Source organism: Corynebacterium sp. HMSC055A01, assembly GCF_001809405.1.
GTDB classification, from domain to species: domain Bacteria; phylum Actinomycetota; class Actinomycetes; order Mycobacteriales; family Mycobacteriaceae; genus Corynebacterium; species Corynebacterium hesseae.
In genome coordinates this window covers 106,309-126,899 of record NZ_KV797521.1, presented here as the reverse complement: position 1 = coordinate 126,899, position 20,591 = coordinate 106,309, and the positions used below count along the sequence as shown (strand labels likewise).

Sequence of the window (20,591 nt, the reverse complement as noted above, 5' to 3'; positions counted from 1 at the left end):
GTGTCTCCTGTTGGCGTTCCGCCACGTCGCCACCAACGCATCCAGGAGTAAGCGAGCCTGCGCCCGGCGGATGGCTCTGCCGGGCGGGATAGTGCCGCTTAAGCGAAACGCTGGAGGAAGAGAGCCTCAGCGATCGCAATGTTCTCAATCTCAGTCGGGTCGACCGACTCGTTAGCGGAGTGGATGGTGCACTGCGGCTCCTCGACACCAAAGAGCGCAATCTCCGCGTTCGGGTGCTTCTCCTGCAGCTCCACGGTCAGCGGGATGGAGCCGCCCATGCCCTGGGTGATGGTCTCGGAACCGTAGGCCTCGCCCAGGCACTCACCGAGCAGGGCGACGGCGGGCTTGGACGGATCGGTTTCGAAGCCCAGGTTGGCCTCGAGGATGGTGACCTCGATGTGCGCGCCCCACGGAATGTGCTTCTTCAGGTGCTCGGCCACTGCTTCCGCGGTGGAGCGGGGGTCCATGGTGGCGGGGGTGCGCAGGTTGATGTTGGCTTCGGCGGTAGCGGGCACGGCGTTGACCGCCTCGGAGACCGGGGTGGAGGTAAAGCCGGTCACGGTCACGGCGGGGCGGGCCCAAATCATGTCCGCGATGGCGGTGGCGCCTGCCGGATCCTTCGCGCCCATGATTTCGGTGCCCTCGAGCATCTGGGCGTCGGCGCGGAAATCTTCCTCGCGGTAGGCGGTGTCCTGCCCCTCGGCGAGCGGCCAGGTGCCCTCACAATCGACACCGTCGATAGTCGTGCGGCCGTACTCATCCGTTAAGGAATCCAGCGCACGCATGAGGGCCTTGACGGCGTCGGGAGCCGCGCCGCCGAACTGGCCGGAGTGCACTGCCGAGTTGAGGGTGGAGACCTTGACGTTGATCTGGGAGCCGCCGCGCAGGGAGGTGGTCAAAGTCGGCACGCCTGCCTTGGCGTTGCCGGCGTCGGCGATGAGGATGGCGTCGGCGGCGAAGAGCTCGGGGCGCTCCTCGATGAGCGCGGACAGGCCCTCGCCGCCGCGTTCCTCAGAGCCCTCGATGAGCACGGTGAGGTTGAGATCGGTTCCACCGTGAGCGTCGAGCGCGCGCAGCGCGGCGAGGTGCATGGCCACGTTGCCCTTGCAGTCCGCGGCGCCGCGGCCGTACCAGCGGCCCTCGCGCTCAGTCAGGGTGAAAGGATCGGAGTCCCACGCGTCGGGGTTTCCGGCAGGAACCACGTCGTAGTGCGAGTACAGCAGCACCGTCTTCGCGCCCTCCTTGCCGGGGCGCTTGGCGACGATCGCCGTGGAACCATCAGCGGTGGTGATGGCTTCGGGGGTGAAGTTGGCGTCGACAAGCGCGGCCTGAACCCACTCGGCAGCCTTCGCGGGCTGGTCCTCGAGGCCCGGCTCGTTATGGACGGAATTGAAGGAGACGAGCTCCTTGAGTTGCTGGAAAATCGTATCGCGGTCGTTGCTGACAAACTCAGAAATGTTGCTCATGCCTTCCAACCTACTCGCATCCTCGAATCGGCCTGCCGAGCGTTAGGTAGTAATATATTCATGGTTCTAGTCCAAATTCTTTTAGAAAGGACCTGACATGGCGACTACCACCGCCGAAGGTTCCCAGTCCACGGTCCGCGAGCTTACGCTCCGGGGCATCATCATTGGTGGGCTCATCACTCTCATTTTTACCGCCGCCAACGTGTATCTGGGCCTCAAAGTGGGTCTGACGTTTGCCACGTCCATTCCTGCCGCCGTGATTTCCATGGCGGTGCTGCGCCGCTTCGCCGGGCACAACGTCAAAGAGAACAACATTGTGCAAACCATCGCGTCGGCAGCCGGCACTTTGTCCGCCATCATCTTCGTGCTCCCCGGCCTGGTCATGGTGGGCTACTGGCAGGGCTTCTCCTTCGTCGATACCGCCGCTGTCTGCGCCATCGGTGGTGTGCTCGGCGTGATGTACTCCATCCCGCTGCGCCGTGCGCTGGTGACGGGCTCCGATCTGCCCTACCCGGAGGGCGTGGCCGCGGCTGAGGTTCTCAAGGTGGGCGATAGCTCCGGCGAGGACGGCGAGGCCGCGCACGAGGAAAACGCGAAGGGCCTGCGTGTCATCGTCTTCGGTGGCATCCTTTCCGCCGTCATGGCTTTGCTTGCTGCGATGAAGGCTGCAGCCTCTGAGGTGGCCACTTATTTCAAGCTGGGCTCGGGTGCGACGACGCTTGGCACCTCGCTGTCCCTGGCGTTGGTCGGTGTGGGCCACCTCGTGGGCTTGGCGGTGGGTATCGCCATGCTCGTCGGCGTGGTCATTTCCTACCTCATCCTGCTGCCCATTCTCACCGGTGGGGAGGCACTGAGTGATCCGGCCACGATCATGGACACCGTCGACACGGTCTTCTCCGACAGGATCCGCTTCATCGGCGTGGGCACCATGGCCATCGCCGCCATTTGGACGCTGATTAAGATTTCCGGTCCGATTGTCAAGGGCATGGCTGAGTCCTTCGCTTCCTCCCGTAACCGCAAGGACGGCCACCAGGTGGCGGTGGAGGAGCGCGATATTCCGGCACCGTATGTCGTTGGCACCATCCTTCTGCTCATGGTTCCGATTGGACTGCTGCTGTGGAACTTCGTGCGCGGCACCGACATCCATGAGCACATGGGCGTGCTCATCACCGTGTCCGTGCTCTTCACTCTGCTTGTGGGCCTCGTTATCGCGTCGGTCTGCGGCTACATGGCTGGCCTTATTGGTGCGTCCAACTCGCCGATCTCATCTATCGGCATCATCGCGGTCATCGCCGCCGCATTGCTGATTGCCGCCGTGACGCGCGGTACGGAAGCGGAGCCGCTCTCGCTGGTGGCCTACACGCTGTTTACCGCGGCCATCGTCTTCGGTATCGCGACCATTTCCAATGACAACTTGCAGGACCTCAAGACCGGTCAGCTGGTTGGCGCGACGCCGTGGAAGCAGCAGGTAGCGCTCATCATCGGTGTCCTCTTCGGCTCCATGGTGATTCCACCGATTCTGCAGGTCATGCTCACCGGCTTTGGCTTTCAGGGCATGGAGGGTGCCGGTGAGGACGCACTGGCTGCACCGCAGGCCGCGCTGATGTCCTCGGTGGCATCCGGTATTTTTGATAACTCGCTGCCGTGGGATCTCATCGGCCTGGGCGCGGCGATCGGCGCCGTCATCATCATCGTCGACGAGTGCCTGCGTCACTTCACCGACAAGTACTCCCTGTCCCCGCTGGCGGTGGGCATGGGCATGTACCTGCCAGCGGCCATCACGATTGTGGTGCCGATTGGCGCCATCTTGGGTGCCTTCTACAACCGCTGGGCGGCGCGCCAGTCCAAGCCGGACTTTGCTAAGCGCATGGGCACGCTGCTGGCCACCGGCCTCATCGTCGGTGAGTCCCTCTTCGGCGTGGTCAACGCTGGCATTATCGCGGCGTCGGGCGGCGAGTCCCCGCTGGAGATCTTCGAGGGCGGAACCGCTGCCAAGATCGTCGGCGTCATCCTCTTCGTCGGCGGCATTGCTGCGGCGTACAAGTGGACGGCGAAGAAGGCCGAGGCTTAAGCGGAGCTAGGACTTCGGTTTAATGGACGGTTCGATTTAGTGGGCGGTTCGTATTAACGGGCGGTGCTGTTGCACCGCCCGTTCGCTTATAGCGTTCGTGTTGAACCTTGCAGTCGCTAGGTCTGAGTGCCAGAATGGTCGCTAGCACTTCCACATGGCAAGTGCCAGAAATAAACAGAGTCATCTATGTGGTTGGGGCTGGAGAACACTCGCCAGCCGTGCCGTCGCGGGCGTCCGTCATAGATCAGACGTGAGTGTCGTCCTCAACAAAGCTTAAGGAGCACAAACACATGGCAAAGATCATTGCCTTCGATGAAGAGGCACGTCGCGGCCTCGAGCGTGGTCTCAACACGCTTGCCGACGCCGTCAAGGTCACCCTCGGCCCCAAGGGCCGCAACGTCGTCCTGGAGAAGTCCTGGGGCGCCCCGACCATTACTAACGACGGTGTCTCCATCGCGCGCGAGATCGAACTCGAGGACCCGTACGAGAAGATCGGCGCTGAGCTGGTCAAGGAAGTTGCCAAGAAGACCGATGACGTCGCCGGTGACGGCACCACCACCGCTACCGTTCTGGCACAGGCGCTTGTCCGCGAGGGCCTGCGCAACGTAGCCGCTGGTTCCAACCCGATGGGCATCAAGCGCGGCATCGAGGCCGCCACCAAGAAGGTTGTAGACTCCCTGCTCTCCTCCGCGAAGGAAGTAGAGACCCAGGAAGAGATCGCTACCACCGCAGGTATCTCCGCTGCTGACCCGGCAATCGGCGAGAAGATCGCTGAAGCTATGTACACCGTGGGCAACGGCTCCGTGAACAAGGATTCCGTTATCACCGTTGAGGAGTCCAACACCTTTGGCGTTGACCTCGAGGTCACCGAAGGTATGCGCTTCGACAAGGGTTACATCTCCGGTTACTTCGCTACCGATATGGAGCGCCAGGAGGCAGTCCTTGAGGATCCGTACATCCTGCTCGTCTCCTCCAAGATCTCCAACATCAAGGACCTTGTGCCGCTGCTGGAGAAGGTTATGCAGACCGGCAAGCCGCTGCTGATTATCGCTGAGGACGTTGAGGGCGAGGCCCTGTCCACCCTCGTGGTCAACAAGATCCGCGGTACCTTCAAGTCTGTCGCTGTGAAGGCTCCGGGCTTCGGTGACCGCCGCAAGGCCACCCTGCAGGACATGGCTATCCTCACCGGCGGCCAGGTCATTTCCGAGGAGGTCGGCCTCTCACTGGAGACCACCGAGCTCGAGTACCTCGGCCAGGCACGCAAGGTTGTCGTGACCAAGGATGAGACCACCATCGTTCAGGGTGCTGGCTCCCAGGAGCAGATCGACGGCCGCATCAAGCAGATCCGTGCCGAGATTGAGAACTCCGATTCCGACTACGACCGCGAGAAGCTGCAGGAGCGCCTGGCCAAGCTGGCTGGCGGCGTGGCAGTCCTCAAGGTTGGTGCCGCTACCGAGGTTGAGCTCAAGGAGCGCAAGCACCGCATCGAGGATGCCGTGCGTAACGCTAAGGCTGCTGTTGAGGAGGGCATCGTCGCCGGTGGCGGCGTGGCTCTGCTGCAGGCAGCCGAGGTTCTGGATTCCCTTTCCGACCTCACTGGTGATGAGGCAACCGGTGTCAAGATCGTCCGCGAGGCGCTGTCTGCTCCGCTGAAGCAGATTGCTCAGAACGCTGGTCTGGAGCCGGGCGTTGTCGCTGACAAGGTCGCCTCCCTGCCGGCTGGCCAGGGCCTCAACGCCGCTTCTGGCGAGTATGTGGACCTGATGGCTGCGGGCATCAACGACCCGGTGAAGGTCACCCGCTCCGCGCTGCAGAACGCTGCGTCCATCGCAGCCCTGTTCCTGACCACCGAGGCGGTTGTGGCTGATAAGCCGGAGCCGGCTGGCGCAGGCGCTGGCATGCCGGACGCCGACGCAATGGGCGGTATGGGCTTCTAGTCTTTTACTCCCTGGGCTGAGGTTCCTTGCGGCCTCAGCTACTAGCAAAATAGATGCTCTCCACGGTTGACCGTGGGGAGCTTTCTTCGTCTTGATACCCTTTTGTATCCTTTAGCTCCCCCGGATAGGGGTAAAACGCGATGCGATCGCGAGAAAAATGTCGCGAGTTTACTCCGTAAATCGGTCCTATGAATCGTCGTTTTAGGGGCTTGCGTTACGTTTCGACGAAGATTTTTTGAGGCAGAAAACCCGCCGTCGTTTATTTGCGCAGTTAGGCGCATTGTTGCTGGCTAGGTTAACAAAAGGTGAATAAAATACGTGCGATGAAGGCGCGATTTTCACAGAGCTTTAGGCGGAAAATCACTCGCGAATGCGCTTGCAAAGTCGTGGAGGTGTGCCAGAATAGTTCCGTGTGACGCCCGCTGAGGGTGTCTGCAAACTGCAAACCCCTCCGGGCATTTTTGACCCGGCCTTCACAAGAGGAGACCACAATGGATCTTTCTTTCATCGGTGACCAGCTCGGCAACTTCGCTGACTTCGCTGACGGTATCAAGAAGCTCTTCACCGGCTTCGCTAGCGTCTTCGATCTCATCTCCGGCGCTGCTACCGCCGACAACTACGACGTTAAGCCGGACACCTCCGCTCTCGAGGGCCTGTCCTCCAAGAAGTAAGCTCGCTCCCTTCATAGGGAAGCACTAAACACACACTTTCAATCCCAAGGAGATTTCAAATGGGTACCCTTTCTTCCACCGGCATCATCGGCCTCCTGCTCAACATCTTCTACGGTCTGGGCACCATGGCTGACGGCGCTTCCAAGCTGATCGGCCTGCTCTAAGCAGCACGCTGCTCACGCAGAACTAAGCGTTAACCCCGCTGACCCGCTTGAGGGCAGCGGGGTTTCCTGTATCCAGACCCCGCTCGCCCGCCTGGCAATGGCGGTGGCGTGTACGGAACGATCAATTAAGCCCCCAGATCATCGAATTCTGGGGGCACTATTTGTTAGAAACGTACATTCTGGGCGGCGGCTGCCGCCCGTCGGGCATTATGGGGGTAAATTGAGCGGCCTCGAGTCGTTTTATCGAGCCAGATGCCTGCTTCCTAGATAGAATTAATGGTATGGCTGACATTAAAGACGACGAACTCCCCGAGATCGACCTTGCGCAGACCGACGGCTACGTCGTCGATGACTCCGATGAGGACGATCCCTCGCTCATCATGCCGGATGGCTCACCGGTTGAAACCTGGCGCGAGAACTACCCGTACGAGGAGCGCATGACGCGTGACGAGTACGAGTCCATTAAGCGCTCCCTGCAAATTGAGCTGCTGAAGTGGCAGAACTGGACCAAGGAAACCGGCCAGCGCCACATCATTCTCTTCGAAGGCCGCGACGCCGCTGGTAAGGGCGGCACCATCAAGCGCTTCAACGAGCACCTCAACCCGCGTGGTGCCCGCACCGTGGCACTCGAGAAGCCCTCCCCGCGCGAGTCCACCTCATGGTATTTCCAGCGCTACATTGAGCACTTCCCGTGTGGCGGCGAAATCGTCTTCTTCGACCGCTCCTGGTACAACCGCTCCGGCGTGGAGCGCGTCATGGGCTTCTGCACGGAGTCCCAGCACGCAGAGTTCCTGCGCGAGGTACCGATGCTGGAGAACATGCTCCTAGGCTCGGGTATCTCCCTGACTAAGCTATGGTTCTCCGTGACTCGCAAGGAACAGCGCACTCGCTTCGCTATTCGCCAGATTGACCCGGTCCGCCAGTGGAAGCTTTCGCCCATGGACCTAGCGTCCTTGGATAAGTGGGATGATTACACCCGCGCCAAGGAGGAGCAGTTCCGCTACACCGATACGGAAGAGTCTCCGTGGATCACCATTAAATCCAACGACAAGAAGCGTGCCCGCATCAACGCTATGCGCTACGTGCTCTCGAAGTTTGAATACACCAACAAGGACCACGAGGTCGTTGGTCAGGTGGATGACAAGATCGTGAAGCGCGGACGCGACCAGATCGGTGACTAGTCACGGCACCCCGACCGCTTATTAGCGAGTCAGGCATAAAAAGGAGGCGGCAGGAAAACCTGCCGCCTCCTTTCTGTTTATCTATTTCTTCCAGGGCTCAATCGGGTTGCCCTGCCAAACGGAATTGCCCGGGACTTGGTCGCCGCGCATCACCAAGGAGCCGGGGCCAACCGTCGCCACGCTGCCAATGACTGAGGCGGGCAGCGCCACCGAATGTGAGGCAAGTGTCGCGCCGGCCTTAATGGTCACGGTGTCCAGGCTCATCACGCGGTCCTGGAAGAGGTGCGTTTGCACCACGGTGCCCGGGCCGACGGATGCGCCGTCGCCCACGATGCAGAGATCGGTCTCCGGGAACCAGTAGGAGTCGATCCACGCACCGCGGCCAATCCTGACGCCCAGCGCGCGCAGGCCCAGGTTGATCTCACCCATGCCATAGGTGTGGCTAAAGAACCACGGCGCAGCAACCGCCTCAACGAAGGTATCTTGCAGCTCGTTGAGCCACACGAAGGCAGACCACAGCGGGTGGTCGCCGGCGGTCTGCGTGCCCACGCTGATCCACTTCGCGGCTACTGTGACCGTCATCGCGATAGCGCCCGCCACCATGAGGATGAGGCCGCCGAGGGCCCAGGCGGCGGCGATGCCGAGGGCGTCGGCAAGCGCGTAGAGCGATGCCAGGGTCCCCGCCAGCAGCATGGCCGAGGTCATCGGCGCCAACAGGCGCATGGTCTCAATCGCACCGCGTGCGGCCTTGACCCCAAAGCCCGGGGAGTAGGTGAGGGACTCGCCCTGCACGCCCTCCACGTGGGCCTCGACGCGGCGCATGCGCTCCGGCGGGGAACCCCACCAGTTGGCGCCGGACTTAGTCTTCTTCGGCGTCGACGAGAGAACGGCAACCAGCGAGTTCTTCGACAGCTTGCGGCCCGGACCCGTGATGCCGGAGTTACCCACGAAGGAGCGCTTGCCCACCTTGGTCTCACCCGTGAGCATCCAACCGCCGCCGAGCTCGTAGCCGCCGATCATGGTGTCATCCGCCAGGAAGGCGCCGTCTTTGACCTCGGTGAGTTTGGGCACCATGACGGCCGTGGAAATCTCCACGTCCTTGCCAATCGTCGCACCCAGCGAACGCAGCCACGCCGGGGTGAGCTGCGAGGCATAGATGGGGAAGAGCTGAGTGCGAGCTTCATCCATGAGCCTCTCGATGGTCCACAAGCGCCAACCTTTGGCGGAGCGCACCGGTGCAACACCGGGCGTGATGCCAATCGAAAGGAGGCGCACGCCCAGCCAGGTTTGCAGCATATAAGTAGCAAATGCCACCAGGGCGCCGAGCGGCGCGAAGAAGATGGAGCCGACGAAGGCGGAGCCATCGGTCAGCGCGATGAGGCTAACGACGACAGCCGCGCCGACCGCCAGCGCCACAATGGGCTGCACGGCTAGCAGGACGGACGTGAAGTCATACACAGGAACCCATAGCGGACGGCGCTTCGGGGAATGGGACGGGAAGCGGTGCTTGGAGCGGCCCACCTTCTTGGCGGGGGAGCCGGACCAGCGCTGGCCGTCCTTGACCTTCTTGCGCCCCGTCACGGTGGAGCCGGCCTCTACGTGGGCGTACTTGCCCACGACGGTGCCCGGCAGCAGCGTGGAGCGCGCACCCACGCGCGCGCCTTCCTTGACCTCAATGGCACCGACGCGGAGGATGTCGCCGTCCAGCCAGTAGCCGGTGAGGTCCACTTCCGGTTCGATAGCGGCGTGCTTGCCCAAGGTCAGCAGGCCGGTGACGGGTGGCAAGGAGTGAAGGTCCACGCCGCGGCCAATCTTCACGCCCAAGGTGCGGGCATAGTTATTGACGCGGGTAGCGCCCGCCAGGGAGCTGGCGCCTATGGCATTAACCCAGCGCTCAGCGGCCCAAATGCGCAGGTGCGTGGAACCGCCGCGCGGGTACTCGCCAGGCGTGATGCCGGCGGTGATAAGCCGCGCGCCGTAACCACCCAGTGGGATGCGCCCAACCGGGGTGACGAAGACGACGAGCAGGATGGCCACCAGCCACCACGGGGTGGTCATGGCCCAGTCAACTCCCAGCAGGTTCGCCACGTTGGAGCCCAAGAGCAACCACGCCAGCCAGCTCGTGGCGGCCATGGTCATCACCGGGATCTGGATGAGCGTTTGCGCGATGCGCGTGCCGGCGCGCACGGGCGCTACCTCGCGGGCGGGGCCGGAGTCCTCGGCGGATTCGGCGTCGGCAAGCTGCTCCGCCAGGGAGCCGAGGCGCGGGTGGTCGTAGAGATCACGCACGGCCACGGTGGGGAAGCGCTCACGGATGCGGCCGACCAGGGTCGCCGCGGCCAGGGAGGTGCCGCCGAGGGAGAAGAAGTCGGCGTTGACGTCCTCGACGGACACACCCAGGGTGTCCACCCATAGCTCCGCCAACCACTGCTCTGTGGGGTTGAGGCCGGATGCCTCCACACCCACGCCGGGCAGTGGCCACGGCAGGGCCTTCTTATCTACTTTGCCGGAGGTGCGAATCGGCAGCTCTTCCATGACGCAAATGCGGGGGACGAGCGCTGCCGGCATGGATTCCGCGAGACGGGCGTGCGCCGCCTCGTGGTCGAAGCCCACCGTGGGCTCCTCCAGCGACACGTAACCGACGAGCACGGACTCGCCGCCCGGTGTCTTCTGCACGGCCACGGCGGAGTTATACACGTTGGGAAGGGCCGCCACGTTGGCCTCGACCTCACCGAGCTCGATGCGGCGGCCGCCAATCTTGACCTGGTCATCGACGCGGCCCACGAAGTACAGGCCGTCCTCTTCAAGGCGCACGTGGTCACCTGTGCGGTAGGCGCGCTCCCAGCCCAGGGACTCCAGCGGCGCGTACTTCTCCGCGTCCTTGACCGGGTCCAGGTAGGCGGCCAGGCCCACGCCACCGATGACGAGTTCGCCCACCTCACCGGTGTTTACGGGGACGCCGTGCTTATCGACGACCACCAGGTCCCAGCCCTTCAGCGGCAGCCCGATCGACACGGGCTGGCCCGGCAGCATGCGCTGCGCGCAGGCCACGACGGTGGCCTCGGTGGGGCCGTAGGTATTCCACATTTCGCGGTCTTCGGTGGCCAAGCGGTCCACCAGCTCCTGGGAGCAAGCCTCGCCGCCGACGATGAGGAGGCGGATACTATCCAGGGCCTCGGCGGGCCACAGGCCGGCCAGGGTTGGCACGGTGGAGACCACCGTGATGTCGCGGCGAATGAGCCAGGGGCCTAGGTCCATGCCGGAGCGCACTAGGGAGCGCGGGGCCGGGACCAGGCAGGCGCCGTGACCCCAGGCCAGCCACATCTCCTCACAGGAGGCGTCGAAGGCTACGGAGAGGCCCGCGAGGACGCGGTCGTCCGAGCCGAGCGGGCCATGCGGGTTATCCGCCAGGAAGAGGGCTGCCTCGGCGTCAACGAAGGCGGCCGCGGAACGGTGGCTCACCGCCACGCCCTTGGGCTTGCCCGTAGAACCGGAAGTAAAGATGATCCAGGCGGTGTCTTCGGGGCGCGGTTCCTCGAAGGGCGCGGTGCCGCCACCGTCCTTTTCGTCGAACGTGGGGCGCACCCCACCTTCCCGCAGCATGCGGAAACCTTCGTCGGTGAAGACGCCGTCGATGTCAGCCTCGCCGAAGACCATCTCGGCGCGTTCATCGGGGTCGTCGGCGTCGACGGGTACGTAGGCCGCGCCGGCGGCGAGCGTGGACAGGATGGCCAGGTAGAGCTCGCGCTTGCCGGAGGTCATGCGGATGCCGATGCGGTCCCCGCGCCGCACACCGCTGGCGTGGAGTTCGGTGGCCCAGGCGGAGACGTCGGCAAGCAGCTCGGCGTAGGTCAGGATCTCGCCGTCATCCAGGGCGGCAGCCTCTGGATAGTTTTCTGCTGTGGTGCGCACGACGTCCCACAGAGTGCGCGCGGGGGCGGCCTCGGAGCCTAGGAGGTAGTGCGCGGGAACCTCGGGCGTTGCTGGGGTCTCGGGCTCGTCCGCCTGGAGGGCGTGGCGGCCTCCGGTACTAGGAAGATTATCGGGCTCCGTCATTTAGGCATCACTGCTTTCTGCATCACCGGGCGCGTCGGCCGCGATGATGGCGGTGGCCAGCTTGCGCAGGTGCTTGAGCTGCTTGTTGGTGGATTCGTCGAGGGCCTCGTCCTCCGCTTTCGCTACCAAGACCGCGAGCTCCTTGTGGGCCTTGACGCCCTTCTTGGTGGAGGCAATGATTTGGCGGCGGCGGTCCTTGGAGTCACGCTCACGCTTGACCCAGTGGCGGGACTCCAGTGAATCGAGGAGGCGCACCATGTCGGAGGCATCAATGGCCAGGGTCTCCGACAGGGCGGACTGGGAGGACGCGGTCTCCGCAACGAGGCAGGTGAGAACCCAGTATTCGCGCAAGGTGGTCCGCTGTGTTTGCAGCGCGGCCTCGACGCCTTCGCGGGTGCGGCGGCGGAGGCGCTCCAGCTGGAAGGAGGGGGACTCCAGGAGCGCGGTAGGGATGGAAACAGAATTCAATGAAGGCATGCCGATGATTCTAACGCGCCTACGGTGGCATTCCTAAATTATGGGTTACGGCCCACTAGTTTTAGGCAGAGGCTAGCTTCTGCACGATGAGTGTGTTGAGGGAAACGCCTTCCCGTTCTGCTTCGATGGTCAGGTCTCGGTGAAGTGACTGAGGTATGCGGAGGTTGAACTTCCCCGAAAAGCTTCGCTGCCCGAATGGTTCTGGGATGTGTTCATTGTTGCGTTGCATATCTTCTAGAGTTTCTTCGACGACGCTGCGCAATTCGGCTTCTGCGGTGGCCGCGGTTGTGGCCAGCCATGACAGGGAAGGGAACTCTAGGACTGTGGCAACGAACTCGCCATCTTCTTCTGACCAAGCGGTTTGGTAGGTGTATTTGTCTGCGAGATTCATGATCTGCTCCTAGGGGAGGCGGTCGATGGCGGTTAAAACTTGGCGAATCTGAAAGGGCTTCGCTTTCCCGTTGTGGCCCTCTTGGATATTGACTCGGGGGTCTCCCTGCCATGGGGTTTTATAAACGATGTGCGAAGTTCCACGCCGTTTCTTTCCGGCGCTTTCTTGGCGTTCGAAATAGAAGTCACATACAAGTTGCAGCTCTGAGAAGCGGACGTTTGTCCGTGAGGTCCGCATCTTTGTGAGGATCTTTTCTATCTTGGAAACCACACCTGTATGGTACCGCAAATGGTACCACTAGTGGTTTGGGTAAACCATAGGGCAGCCTTGGGCCTTCCAACCATCCGTTCCACCCTCGACGTTGATGACGTCCCAGCCCTTGGTGTGCTCCAAGTACTGGCAGACCTGCATGCTGCGCCCGCCTAGGTGGCAGATGACGTAGATGTCTTGGTCCGGGTCAATCTCGTCGATGCGATCAACTAGTTCGCCCATCGGGATGTGCGTGGCGCCCTGGGCGTGCTCGGTGTTCCACTCGTGGTCCTCGCGGACGTCGATAAGCTGGGCGTTCTCAGGTACTTCCTGTGGCGTTACGTTTCTCATGCCCCATACCCTAGTCACGCATAGGGCCTAGTGCTGTTACTCCACTCGCCGCGTCCAGGGAAGGGCTTCAAACTCTGCGCGGTCCCCGTTCACAAACCGTTCAAGGAGGGACAAGGCTTCGTCGATGTCCTCTAGGAGCATCTGGAAGTTTTCTTCCTCACCGTTGTTGTGGCCCCATTCGACGAGGTAGCGTGCCGCTCCTGTTTCTGAGGGTTGCACGCGGTCGACCTGGCAGTAGTCGCCCGGGACTATTCGGTCAAAGGCTGCTACCCACGCTCCCACTTCGGGGAAGCCGTCCTGGCGAACTGCCTCGAGAAGGTCATCGTTGAAAAGATACGCAGCTGAGCCGAAGACCGTGGCGTTGACCATGAAGCGCTCATCCTCAGGGATATCTGAGGACGACTTCTGATCTTGCCAATTCACTTTGTCCACCAACTGCGCCGGGGAGTAGGTGAATTCAACCATCAAATCTAGAGCAAGGGGCAGTGGGATGGATGGGATTTCGTGTAGGTTCCCGTCGGGGGTGACAAGGTCAAGCGAAACGTTGTCGCCCGTATAGGTTGTTTCCAAGGTATAACGCTCCTGGAAGTCCACCTGACTCCCGGATCGAACCTCAAGCCTCCATCCTGTGAAGAGGCGAAGCCCTGCTTCGAGTACGGAGGAGGATGTGGCCACCTCCCAGGTGTTCACATACAACTTATCCGCGAGTAGCTTCAACTGGCAGCTCTCAGCCCCTGGAAGCGGCTTGCCCGACGGGTTGTACAGTGCCAGGGAATCATCGACAACAAGCGAAATGCCATGATCCTGCGCCAGATGAGTAAGCCTCTCTATCGTGACCGACCTGACATCAGCAGGGATGAGCAGCCGAGTGAGTGCTTGTGCTTCCACGTGCTCCTCGGCGAGGAGGATTTCGCTTCCGAGCTTTGCGTTAATCCTCTCAATATATTTCTGCATCCGAGGGCTGGGCTCGCCATTATGGTCAGCACGGATGCGGTGCATCATGCATACTGATGCTTCTGTCCACTGCTCCTCGCGCTCTGGAAGCTCCATTGCGGTGACCGTGGTGTACGGCGCCGGGTCCGACAAGGAAGAGTCCGGGAAGACTGTGGAAATCATCTTGCCGTTGCCGTCCAAATAGTGCTCCGCCACTGCGATGACTTCGTCTGCGATGTCGAAGGTCTGCACATTATCGGTGCCGAGGTTATCGTAAACCTTCGCGGTCCACTGTCCTTGCGCATTGCGGCCGTAGGCCAGGGAAAACGTTGGCCATTTGTGTAGGTGGACCATCACGCCTGCGGGGAGCTCCTTCACCGCGTCCAGCCGGCGCCAGGGTGTTTCGTGGCGGACTGAAGCATCCAGGATTGGCTTAGATTCACGTTGAGGCAACGGCTCCCACGCAAGTTCTTCGATCAACGGGTTGTGATCACTGAAGGAAAGCAGAATCTCTCGTGCTTCTTCATAGGTATCGACAGTGAGCGTGCGGAATGCTGGTTCAGTGGCCTCTGGAGGGAGGCTGGACCATATCAGTTCGAACTGACCACTTGCGCGCACGTGCATGGACATATCGAGGCCGTAGCTGCGTTCTTCCGAGCCATAGTTGACTACCTGAATCCACGTCTGTTCGGACACCGGCAGGCGCAGGGCGTCCTCAAAGGCGCGATCAAGCATCGGTCTGCTGACCTGTCGCCACATAGTTCCCATGCAGTTCCTGATGGAGGAAAGGCCATTGCTGCTCGTGGGGATTCCAGTCGCATTAAAGAGGATGTCCGTGGTTCCAATGAAGACCACCAAGCCGTGGTAATACGCCAGCAAAGCTAGCTTTTCTTGGAGCTCTAAATTGCTCGAATCCATCGTGACCGTGACGGCCGAATGCGCGGGCACATCCTGTCCGAAGAGTTTCGAGAGCGCCGCCGATGCTTCTTCCATTTCTGGATCCGGCTTCCGGAAGGAGTCCAGCCCTTCCGTCTGAATTAACTCCAGAAAATAGTCATGATCAGCAATCTTTTCTCGGTTAAAGCGCACGATGTTGAGCTGCACGTCCATTAAGCGGGGTCCTTCCGGGGTGGGTTGGGCAAGGGCACGGACAAGCTTATGCGTCTTGCGTCACAGTTTCCTTGGGATCCTGTGGATGGTCTCTGTCAGGGTGCTCTTGTGGACGGTGGGCAGGCGCGGGCTTTAGCGGTGCGCTGAGAGGTACTCCAGAATGGCTTTCACGCGGCGGTTGTCCTCGCTGGGATCCAGCCGCAACTTGGTGAAGATATTGGAAACGTGCTTGGCCACCGCGGCGGAAGACAAGACGAGCTCGGCGGCGATGTCCTTGTTGGACTTGCCGCGCGACATGAGTTCGAGCACCTCTCGCTCGCGCGGGGTGAGCTCGCCCAAGCCGCTGCGCCCGGAGCTCATTAACGCCTGCGCCACGGTGGGATCGATAACGGTGCCGCCCTGAGCCACCACGTCCAGGCTGGACAGGAAGTCCCGCACCTCGGAGACGCGGTCCTTCAAGAGGTAGCCGGTGCCAGCATCGGGGGAGTCGAAGAGCTCCACCGCATATGCGGGGGCCACATACTGGGAGAGCACCATGACGGGTAAGCCCGGGTATGCATTTCTCAAGTTCACGGCAGCTTTCAAGCCATCATCGCCCATGCCTGGTGGCATGCGCACGTCCGTGATGACGATGTCCGGAAGCTCATCACGCAGCTTATCCATCACGGCCTCAAGCTCCGGGGCGGAGTCCGCCTGGCCCACAATCGAATGCCCGCGGCGCTCCAGAAGGCCAGCTAAACCTTCGCGCAGAATGGCGGAGTCATCCGCCACGACGATTCTCAAACTCATTTCTTAAACTCCTGACTGTCCGCGATCGAGAAGAAGAGGAATCGAGCACGCCAGCCTCGTCGGCCCGCCCGGGGGAGAGGATAGCGTCATCTCCCCGCCGAAAGCGGCGAGGCGCTCGGCCATCCCCGCCAAGCCGTGGCCCGGCACCACCCGCGCGCCGCCTGGCCCCTCATCCACCACGGCGATTTTCAAGGAGGCATCCGCGGTCACTAAAACAGACACCGGCGCGCCGGGCGCGTGCTTGGCCGCATTCGTCAAAGCCTCCGTGCCGAAGAAGTAGCCGCAGGCCAGCACGGAGGCAGATAGCTTGGGCAAAGGATGCGGGGCGAAGACGCTGACGTGGGGGCCGTGGGAAGAAGCAACGTCGGCAAGCGCGGCCACCAAACCGTGATCCTGCAGCACCTGCGGGTGGATGCCGTGCACCGTGGCGCGCAAGGACTTGAGGCCGCGGTCCACGTCCTGTTTGGCGGCGGTAAGGAGCTCGGCGAGGTCAGAGGGGGCGTCGAGAAGAGCCTCCCCCAACTTCATGCTCGCGGCCACGAGGTATTGCTGCGCGCCGTCGTGCAGGTCGCGCTCGATGCGTGCGCGCTCCACCTCGTAGGCGTCCGCGATGGCGCGGCGCGAGGCCGTGAGCTGCGCGATCTTCTCCGCTTGCTGCTGCTCATGGTTGGTGGGCTGGGGCTTTCTTCGGAACACGGTTCACAGCATAACGGGCGCCACCGATGGCAGGGGTAGTGCTGGCACTACCTTAAAGAGCAACGCTAGGGCTGTTCTTAAAGCGAGCCCGAGACGGTGGAATGAAAGACATGACACAGACACTTTCCCTGACAGACATCACCAAGGATTTCGGCGGCGGCCCGGTGCTCGCTGGAATCTCCCTCGACATCGCGCCGGGCGAGCTCGTGGCCGTCATGGGGCCGTCCGGCTCCGGCAAGTCCACGCTGCTGCACTGCATGTCCGGCGTGCTCACCCCCACGCACGGCAGCGTGCGCTACGGGGATGAGGAGCTCTCCGCGCTTGGCGACGCCCCCCGCTCCCGCCTCCGCCTACGCAACTTCGGCTTCGTCTTCCAAGATGGCCAGCTCCTGCCGGAGCTGAGCAACGTGGACAACGTGGCGCTGCCCGCAATGCTCAACGGTATGGGGCGGAGTGCCGCCCGCAAGCGAGCACTGGAGCTGCTGGACCAACTGGGCCTGGGCGATTTGGCGGACCGCCGCCCGGCGCAGGTTTCCGGTGGTCAAGCGCAGCGCGTGACCATCGCGCGTGCGCTGGTGGCGAATCCGGGCGTGGTCTTCGCCGATGAGCCCACCGGTGCGCTGGACCAATCCACGGGTCACGAGGTCATGCAGATGCTGACCACCATCGTGCGCCAGTCCGGGGCGAGCCTGGTCATGGTCACGCACGACCCGAAGGTGGCCGACTGGATGCAGCGCCGCGTGGAGATTCGCGATGGCATCATCCACGATGACCGCCGCCTCGAGGTGATCCGATGAACACCGCGACTTTAGTCTTTGACCTGCAGCGCGAATCCATTCGTGCGCGCTCCGGAACAGGAATTGTTTCCTTGCTGGCCATTGTGAGCCTGACCATTGGTTCCGCCATTGCCTTCCTCGTCGCGGGCGGTACGTGGATGTTTTGGCAACGCGCCCAGCACGTCGAGGAAGCCGCGCCCGCGCTCAAGGAGGCCTTCGGCAACGAGATGGAGGCCTTTCTTTATCCTTGGTTTGCCCTGGCCCTGCTGGCCTGCGCCTTCATTCTTCCGGCGCTGTTTAACCTCACAGCCCAAGCCGCCGTCCTCGGCGCCTCCGGCCGGGAGCAGCGCCTGGCCACCCTGCGTCTTCTGGGGTTGAGCTCCCGCCAGGTGGAGCGCATGGCCATCGTGGAGACGGGCCTGCAAGCCATCATCGGCATCGTGCTCGGTGGGCTGATCAGCCTGCTCATCGCGCCGGTCTTTACGCAGGTGGACTTCCAGATGCGTTCTATTGCTGTATCCGAGATTCTTCTCCCGTGGTGGGGTTATCTAGCCGTGGCCGGTGTGCTCTTTGTGTTGGCTATCGGTGCGGCACTCGTCGGCATGCAGCGCGTGCGCGTGAGCCCCCTGGGGGTGGCCAAGCGCCAGATGCCCGCGGCCTATCGCTGGTGGCGCGTCATCGTCTTCCTCATCATCGCGGGTATCGGTGGTGTGTTGCTCTCCGGAAAGGCGGGCCCGCCGACCGCCATGGTCATCGTGGTCATGTTTGGCATGGTGATGAGCATCAACCTCATTTCCCCTTTTATCTTGCAGCTCGGCGCACACATCATGTCTCTCTTTCCTGGCACCGCGCACTTCGTGGCCTGCCAGCGAGTGGCGGGCAATGCGCGCCCGGCATGGAAGCGGAGTGCGGCCATCGCGTTCTTCGGCTATTTGGCGGGCTTTCTCGTTGCCGCCCCCTTGGGCTCCGACGCCTTGGCTCTCGTGCTCAAGGAAGATCCCGGAATGAACGTGGTATTCAAAGACATCTCCACCGGTGTCTTATTAACCCTCATCTTCGGCTTCACGCTGACCACCATGTCCATCATTCTGGGGCAGGTCTCCGGCATCTTCGAAGACAAGGAACTCATCCGCTCCCTGGATCTCATGGGCGTGCCGCGCGGCTTCCAGTTCCGGTCCGGCGCGCTTGCGGTCATGGGGCCCGTCGTGGGATTGAGTTTCTTCGGCTTCCTCTTTGGCGGCGGGATTGCCTCGCTGATGTTCTTCTCCAGCGTCGAGTCAAGCGACGTCAATGTACTCGCCCGCCTGCTCATGGCCTTCGGCTTCTTGGCAGTGGGCTGGCTGGTTACGCTCCTTGCCATCGTGATTGTGGAGCCTCTCCGCGGTTACGTGTTGCGCACGGGACGGCGAAAAGAATGAAAACGGTACTGAAAATCTTCGGTGGCCTGTTCGTCGTTGCTCTCATCGCCGTGGTCGCGGCCGTGTACTTCTTCGGCCCCTCCTATGGCGGGGCGTTTGCGGGCAAACCCGTATTCCTCTTCAACGCCAGCGAAAAGCGCATCAACACCGCGATGGTGGATACCGCGGCGCTTAACGGCATCTACGGCGACAGCGATAAATTCCAGCGCGCCCGTGAGGCCTTTGAGGAGGATCCGACCAACGCGGGGCTCCTCGATGCCGCCATCGACGCCGCCGGCGGTAAGCATTCCAAGGTCTTTAGTACGGAGTCGGAGAAGGAGATTGAGAAGACCGCCCCCGTCGTCAACTACGACGACGGTGTCCTGCGCGCCACCGTCCCGTCCATCGGCCGCCACGATGACGGCCAAACCTACGCCGATACTTTGGCGCAGGGTCTGACCGCCCACCCAGAGGCCTGTGCCGCAGTGGTCGATCTACGCGGCAATGACGGTGGTGACATGGGCCCGATGTACGCGGGGCTCAGCCCGCTGCTGCCGGACGGCACCGCGCTCTCCTTTGTCAGCCGCATGGGGACCACGGACGTTGTCATTGACGGCAACTCTGTCACCGGCGGTGGCACCCCCACCACCACGTCCGGTGGCAAGCTCGACATTCCGGTAGCCGTGCTGACCGACGGTGACACCGCTTCCTCCGCCGAAGCCACCCTCCTAGCCTTCCGCGGCCTAGACAACGTGCGCACCTTCGGCGAACCGACGGCCGGCTACGCCTCCGCCAACACGGTCATTGACTACCCGGACGGACGCTCACTCATGCTCACCACGGCCAAGGACAAGGCGCGCACCGGTGAGGAATTCGCCGAGGACCCCATCGCTCCCGATGCACCCGAATCCGAGCTCGACGGCTGGCTCGCCTCCCAGTGCGGCTAGTACGCCGCAACGCTAGCTGGCCCAACGTTCGCCTTCCCACCGCCAGTAGTGATGCCACTTCCACGGCGGAGGAACGAGCTCGCCTCGCCCTTTGATGACCGCGAGAACCTGGTGAACCGCGACGTCAAGGTGATGCTCGATCGTGGCGGCGGTGAAGTGGAGGGGCCGGTAGCCGCGCTGGATGGCGTCGTTAAGCTTCTGGCGGTCGATCTCGAAACGCTGCCGGTTCTCGCCTTTGTGGTAGGCGTATCCGTCCACCTCGATGGCCACCTTGTGTTCCTCTAGGAGCAAGTCCCAGCGGTAGGGGCCAATCCGCACGTTGTTGCGGACTTTGACGTGGGGCTCAAGGCCCCGGGTGAGGTCGCGCTCCGGCTTGCTATCCGCCCCGACGATGGCCTTTTCCAACACCTCACGCGTGTGCTTGGGCAGGCGGCGAAAGTCCAGCTGTTCCGTCTCGATGCGCGAGCGCCCATGCGGCCCAGCGAAGAAGGCCTCGATGAAGGCCACGGCATCCTCGTGCTCCATCGCCTCAACGCATTGCAGCGGGCTACACACGTTTACCCCATTCATGCTGCCCAGCGCTTTGGGCCGCGCCCGTCGGCTCCGGAAGTACGTGCTCGGTGCCATCGTTCCTGCGCGCAGGAAGTGAAGCGGAAAAGTCAGTTCTTGGCCAAGATACTGCTGGGCGGCGGAGTAGCCATCCAGAGCTGAGTCTGGCCAATGCCGCGAGACGACTTCAGCGAGCTCGCGCGGCGTTGGCACCGCAGATAAATACAGACCGCGACAAATCTTGATTGCCTGGCCATTAGCCGCACGGCGAGTGCCCGCGCGTCCCTCGAAAATTTTCATGTGCCCCCGATGAGTACGTTTCTAGCAAATAAGCCCCCCAGAAACCGCTGTTTTCGGCCCCCTATTTGATCGAATCGTAC

The 20,591-nt window shown here is 62.3% G+C and carries 16 protein-coding genes; 7 read left to right on the top strand and 9 right to left on the bottom strand.

The genetic code is table 11. The features are described 5' to 3' along the window. Positions 1-98: 98 nt before the first annotated feature. Complete coding sequence (locus HMPREF2604_RS01040; RefSeq protein WP_070562414.1) at positions 99-1,466, bottom strand: dipeptidase; 1,368 nt, start codon at positions 1,464-1,466, stop codon at positions 99-101. A gap of 97 nt (positions 1,467-1,563) precedes the next feature. Between HMPREF2604_RS01040 and HMPREF2604_RS01035 the strand changes: the two genes are divergently transcribed. From HMPREF2604_RS01035 to ppk2, 4 genes are all read left to right on the top strand, one after another. Continuing rightward, positions 1,564-3,537 carry an OPT family oligopeptide transporter gene (locus HMPREF2604_RS01035; RefSeq protein ID WP_070532206.1) on the top strand — a complete coding sequence of 658 codons (1,974 nt, stop codon included), beginning with the start codon at positions 1,564-1,566 and terminating at the stop codon, positions 3,535-3,537. Positions 3,538-3,827: 290 nt separating this feature from the next. Further along, positions 3,828-5,474 (top strand): chaperonin GroEL, encoded by a 1,647-nt coding sequence (gene groL / locus HMPREF2604_RS01030; protein ID WP_070522669.1) that lies wholly within the window; start codon positions 3,828-3,830, stop codon positions 5,472-5,474. Positions 5,475-5,965: 491 nt separating this feature from the next. Further along, positions 5,966-6,145, top strand: a complete 180-nt coding sequence (locus HMPREF2604_RS01025) for a PorH family porin (RefSeq protein WP_070522674.1) — start codon at positions 5,966-5,968, stop codon at positions 6,143-6,145. A gap of 445 nt (positions 6,146-6,590) precedes the next feature. Next, positions 6,591-7,490, top strand: coding sequence for a polyphosphate kinase 2 (gene ppk2, locus HMPREF2604_RS01020; RefSeq protein ID WP_070562411.1), 900 nt, complete (start codon positions 6,591-6,593; stop codon positions 7,488-7,490). An 81-nt stretch (positions 7,491-7,571) separates the two neighbouring features. On the opposite strand, the gene HMPREF2604_RS01015 is transcribed toward ppk2, so the two are convergent. The 7 genes from HMPREF2604_RS01015 to HMPREF2604_RS00985 all read right to left on the bottom strand — a co-directional run bounded on the left by HMPREF2604_RS01015 (position 7,572) and on the right by HMPREF2604_RS00985 (position 16,542). Beyond that, entirely contained in the window at positions 7,572-11,546 is a 3,975-nt protein-coding gene (locus HMPREF2604_RS01015) for a Pls/PosA family non-ribosomal peptide synthetase (RefSeq protein ID WP_070562408.1), read from the bottom strand. After that, the gene (locus HMPREF2604_RS01010) at positions 11,547-12,023 is read right to left on the bottom strand and encodes a MarR family winged helix-turn-helix transcriptional regulator (RefSeq protein ID WP_070562405.1); all 477 of its coding nucleotides are present in this window, start codon (positions 12,021-12,023) and stop codon (positions 11,547-11,549) included. Between the two features lie 61 nt (positions 12,024-12,084). After that, positions 12,085-12,414: a type II toxin-antitoxin system HicB family antitoxin gene (locus tag HMPREF2604_RS01005; protein WP_070562402.1), complete on the bottom strand. Its 330-nt coding sequence runs from the start codon at positions 12,412-12,414 to the stop codon at positions 12,085-12,087. Positions 12,415-12,711: 297 nt separating this feature from the next. Beyond that, positions 12,712-13,014, bottom strand: a complete 303-nt coding sequence (locus tag HMPREF2604_RS01000; protein WP_070522692.1) for a rhodanese-like domain-containing protein — start codon at positions 13,012-13,014, stop codon at positions 12,712-12,714. 36 nt (positions 13,015-13,050) lie between these two features. Beyond that, the gene (locus tag HMPREF2604_RS00995) at positions 13,051-15,057 is read right to left on the bottom strand and encodes a hypothetical protein (protein WP_070562399.1); all 2,007 of its coding nucleotides are present in this window, start codon (positions 15,055-15,057) and stop codon (positions 13,051-13,053) included. A gap of 132 nt (positions 15,058-15,189) precedes the next feature. After that, on the bottom strand, positions 15,190-15,846 hold the full coding sequence (locus HMPREF2604_RS00990; RefSeq protein ID WP_070562396.1) for a LuxR C-terminal-related transcriptional regulator: 657 nt from the start codon (positions 15,844-15,846) through the stop codon (positions 15,190-15,192). Positions 15,847-15,849: 3 nt separating this feature from the next. Beyond that, entirely contained in the window at positions 15,850-16,542 is a 693-nt protein-coding gene (locus HMPREF2604_RS00985) for a sensor histidine kinase (RefSeq protein WP_070562393.1), read from the bottom strand. A 110-nt stretch (positions 16,543-16,652) separates the two neighbouring features. Here HMPREF2604_RS00985 and HMPREF2604_RS00980 point away from each other — a divergent pair, with 110 nt between their 5' ends. Genes HMPREF2604_RS00980 through HMPREF2604_RS00970 form a run of 3 tightly spaced genes read left to right on the top strand, consistent with a single transcriptional unit; the run spans position 16,653 to position 19,662 of the window. Continuing rightward, positions 16,653-17,339: an ABC transporter ATP-binding protein gene (locus tag HMPREF2604_RS00980; RefSeq protein WP_070562389.1), complete on the top strand. Its 687-nt coding sequence runs from the start codon at positions 16,653-16,655 to the stop codon at positions 17,337-17,339. Beyond that, positions 17,336-18,736 carry an FtsX-like permease family protein gene (locus HMPREF2604_RS00975; protein WP_070562386.1) on the top strand — a complete coding sequence of 467 codons (1,401 nt, stop codon included), beginning with the start codon at positions 17,336-17,338 and terminating at the stop codon, positions 18,734-18,736. Before HMPREF2604_RS00980 ends, HMPREF2604_RS00975 begins: the two co-directional genes overlap by 4 nt. Next, a complete protein-coding gene (locus tag HMPREF2604_RS00970) occupies positions 18,733-19,662 on the top strand; it encodes a S41 family peptidase (RefSeq protein ID WP_070562382.1) in 930 nt (309 codons plus the stop codon). Before HMPREF2604_RS00975 ends, HMPREF2604_RS00970 begins: the two co-directional genes overlap by 4 nt. A 12-nt stretch (positions 19,663-19,674) precedes the next feature. Here HMPREF2604_RS00970 and HMPREF2604_RS00965 read toward each other — a convergent pair whose 3' ends face one another. Beyond that, complete coding sequence (locus HMPREF2604_RS00965) at positions 19,675-20,511, bottom strand: endonuclease domain-containing protein (RefSeq protein WP_070562379.1); 837 nt, start codon at positions 20,509-20,511, stop codon at positions 19,675-19,677. Between the last annotated feature and the right edge of the window lie 80 nt (positions 20,512-20,591).